This window comes from Nocardia cyriacigeorgica NBRC 100375 (assembly GCF_000308555.1).
Lineage (GTDB): Bacteria > Actinomycetota > Actinomycetes > Mycobacteriales > Mycobacteriaceae > Nocardia > Nocardia cyriacigeorgica.
The window spans coordinates 1-2,629 of the sequence record NZ_BAFY01000302.1 but is presented as its reverse complement, the minus strand read 5'-3'; the positions used below and the strand labels follow the sequence as shown (position 1 = coordinate 2,629).

At 66.0% G+C, this 2,629-nt stretch carries 3 protein-coding genes; all 3 read left to right on the top strand.

Annotated features, from left to right (window positions below):
- The coding region (locus RJ05_RS26165; RefSeq protein ID WP_036541934.1) for an MmgE/PrpD family protein at nucleotides 1–789 on the top strand (789 nt) is incomplete at its 5' end.
- A complete protein-coding gene (gene prpB, locus RJ05_RS26160) occupies nucleotides 789–1,697 on the top strand; it encodes a methylisocitrate lyase (protein ID WP_036541930.1) in 909 nt (302 codons plus the stop codon). The genes RJ05_RS26165 and prpB, both read left to right, overlap by 1 nt.
- A gap of 5 nt (nucleotides 1,698–1,702) precedes the next feature.
- Nucleotides 1,703–2,629: bifunctional 2-methylcitrate synthase/citrate synthase (locus RJ05_RS26155; protein WP_036541932.1), on the top strand; the 927-nt coding region annotated here is incomplete at its 3' end.

Sequence of the window (2,629 nt, the reverse complement as noted above, 5' to 3'; positions counted from 1 at the left end):
GCGCCGTCACCGATCTGGGAGGGCGCCGATGGCGTGATCGCGTGGCTGCTCGGCGGGCCCGACGCCGAATATCAGGTCCCGCTGCCCGGTCCGGGCGAGCCGAAACTCGCCATCCTGGACAGCTACACCAAGCAGCATTCGGCCGAGTACCAGAGTCAGGCGCCGATCGACCTGGCGCGGCGGATGCGTTCGCGGATCGGCGATCTGGATCAGATCGCCTCGATCGTCTTGCACACCAGCCACCACACCCATGTGGTGATCGGCACCGGCTCGGGGGATCCGCAGAAGTTCGATCCGCACGCCAGCCGGGAAACCCTCGACCACTCGGTGCCCTACATCTTCGCGGTCGCCTTGCAGGACGGTAGCTGGCATCACGAGCGCTCGTATGCGCCCGAACGCGCGCAACGGCCCGACACCATCGAGTTGTGGCGCAAGATCTCCACGGTCGAGGATCAGGAATGGACAAGGCGCTATCACTCCAGTGATCCGGGCGAGAAGGCCTTCGGCGCACGCGCGGTGGTGACGTTGAAAAGTGGCGAGACCATCACCGACGAGCTGGCCGTTGCCGATGCGCATCCGCTGGGGGCGCGGCCGTTCGCGCGTGCGCAGTACATCGAGAAATTCACCGTCCTGACCGAGGGCGTGCTCGACGCCGCCGAACAGCGCCGCTTCCTCGACGTGGCGCAACGGGCACCCGAACTGGCCGCGGGCGAACTCGATCAGCTCACCTTCACCGTGTCCGAGCAGGTGCTCGCCACCGCGCCGGCCATCCCCGAGGGGGTCTTCTGATGACGGGCCTGCTCGCGGCCGCCGCCAGCGCGGCCGAGAAACGGATGGCGCTGCGGGCCGGTCTGGCCGCTGATCGGATACTGCGGTTGCCGGGTGCGTTCAACCCGCTGGTCGCCACGCTGATCCAGGAACTGGGTTTCGAGGGCGTCTACGTGTCGGGGGCAGTGATGTCGGCGGAGCTTGCGTTGCCCGATATCGGGCTCACCACGCTGACCGAGGTCGCCGAGCGTGGCCAGCAGATCGCGCGGGTCACCGATCTTCCCGTGCTGATCGACGCCGACACCGGGTTCGGCGAGCCCATGAACGCCGCGCGCACCGTCGCCCTGCTCGAAGACGCGGGCCTGGCCGGCTGCCATATCGAAGACCAGGTGAATCCGAAACGGTGCGGGCATCTGGACGGTAAGGCCGTGGTCGATCGCGACGAGATGGTGCGCAGGCTACGCGCCGCGGTCTCGGCACGACGGGACCCGAACTTCGTCATCTGCGCCCGCACCGACGCCAGGGCCATCGAGGGGCTGGACGCCGCCATCGACCGGGCGAAGGCCTATGCCGACGCGGGCGCGGACCTGATTTTCACCGAGGCGCTGGCCGACGCGGGCGAGTTCGCGAAGTTCCGTGCGGCGGTGGATGTTCCTCTGCTGGCCAATATGACCGAGTTCGGTCGATCGGAGTTGCTTTCGGCGAGCATGCTCGAGGCGATCGGCTTCGACGCCGTGATCTATCCGGTGACCACCCTTCGGTTGGCGATGTTCGCCGTGGAACAGGGTTTACGCGAGATCGCCGCCACCGGGACGCAAGCCGGTCTGCTGGACGCCATGCAGCATCGGTCACGGCTGTACGAACTGCTGGAGTATCAGCGCTACAACGACTTCGATTCCGGAATCTTCAATTTCACCGTGAGTGAGTGATCGCTATGACCGAGATCAAGAAGGGCCTCGCCGGTGTGGTGGTGGATACCACCAGCATTTCCAAGGTGGTGCCCGAGACCAATTCGCTGACCTACCGCGGGTACGCCGTGCAGGACCTGGCACGGCACTGCTGCTTCGAAGAGGTCGCCTATCTGCTGTGGTACGGCGAACTGCCGAATGCGGGGCAGCTGGAACTGTTGTGTCAGCGCGAACGGGCGCAGCGGCGGGCCGACCGGTCGATTCTCTCGCTGGTGCAGAAAATGCCCGACAGCTGTCATCCGATGGATGTGGTGCGCACTGTCGTCAGCTATCTCGGGTCCGAGGACCCGGCGGAGGATCTGTCCGGCAGGCCCGATGACAAGGCGCTACTGGCGAAGGCACTGCGCTTGACGGCCGTACTGCCCACCGTCATCGCCGCCGATATGCGGCGCAGGCGCGGCTTGGAACCCGTTGCGCCGCAGTGGCATCTGGGGTTCGCCCAGAACTTCCTGAACATGTGCTTCGGGGCGGTGCCGGATCAGCGGATCGTGCGGGCTTTCGAGACCTCGCTCATCCTCTACGCGGAGCACGGATTCAACGCCTCCACTTTCGCCGCTCGCGTGGTGACCTCCACTCGATCCGACATCTACAGCGCGGTGACCGCCGCGATCGGCGCCTTGAAGGGCCCGCTGCACGGCGGCGCCAACGAGGCCGTCATGCGTGACATGCTCGCCATCGGCGAACCCGAGTGTGCCGCGCAATGGTTACGTGCCAAACTCGCGAACAAAGAGAAGGTGATGGGCTTCGGCCACCGCGTCTACAAGAACGGCGACTCGCGCGTCCCCACCATGAGAGCCGCCCTCGGCGACGTCACCGACGTCGCCGGCGATACCCGCTGGCTGCGCATCTACACCGAACTCGAACACGCCATGGTTGCAGCCACCGGTATAGAA

Excerpts from the sequence above, each read along its gene's own strand:
- prpB (WP_036541930.1), top strand. The coding sequence starts at position 789 with ATGACGGGCCTGCTCGCGGCCGCCGCCAGCGCGGCCGAGAAACGGATG.